This is a genomic window from Streptomyces mesophilus, assembly GCF_011044995.1.
Classification (GTDB): Bacteria; Actinomycetota; Actinomycetes; order Streptomycetales; family Streptomycetaceae; genus Streptomyces; species Streptomyces mesophilus.
In genome coordinates this window covers 1-732 of the sequence record NZ_JAAKZW010000493.1, presented here as the reverse complement: position 1 = coordinate 732, position 732 = coordinate 1, and the positions used below count along the sequence as shown (strand labels likewise).

General features: G+C 72.1%; 1 pseudogene. It reads right to left on the bottom strand.

What is annotated here, in order from left to right:
- Nucleotides 1-629: pseudogene (locus G6045_RS40745) on the bottom strand (hypothetical protein); the annotation flags it as partial.
- Nucleotides 630-732 lie beyond the last annotated feature (103 nt).

Here is a 732-nt window from a genome sequence, read left to right as displayed (position 1 = left end):
CCCCCGTCCCCTCCGCCGCAGTCCCCGCCGCCGGTGATGGTGCACACCGCGCTGGACACCGTGCTGGAGATGGTGCCGTTCATCCCGAGAGCGACCACGCCCACGACGATCGCGGCGATCAGGGCGAGGAGGGCGGCGTACTCGGGCATCGACTGCCCTTCGTCCGTACGCCACTTGATCCATCGCGCGACGCTGAAGGGGCGCCGCTCGGTGCGCGCGTACGGATCGCTCTCGTACCAGTCACGGGTGGACGCACGGCTGAGCAGCACGATCGCCGTGACCGGCAGCACGAGCTGGGTCAGGCCCTGCGCGTCGCCGCGCCCCAGCGATCCGAGCGCCTGCACCACGTACAGCCCGTGCGCGCCGATCAGTGCCCAACGGGCCCGCCCCTGACCGCGCCAGGCCCGCCGTGCGGCGACCGTCCCGACGAGGCCGGGTATCAGCGCGTACAGCAGCAGTCCGCCGAAGACCCCGTTCAGGTCCTCGGCGGCCATCAGCACACCGATGCCGCTGAACACGGCGACGGCAAGGAGCCCGTACGTGATCGCCATGGCCGCGCCTAGCGCCCGGGGAAGCGGCCGCCGCTGCGGAACGGGGTCGTACCCCGTCATGTAGTACGTGCCGGCCATGTGCCCGCCCCCAACTGGTCCTGCCTGCGCGGTAGTTCCCCCACGCAACCACGCCCGCCGCAACGGCGGATGGGCCCGCAGACCCAACCCAGGACCCCTTCTC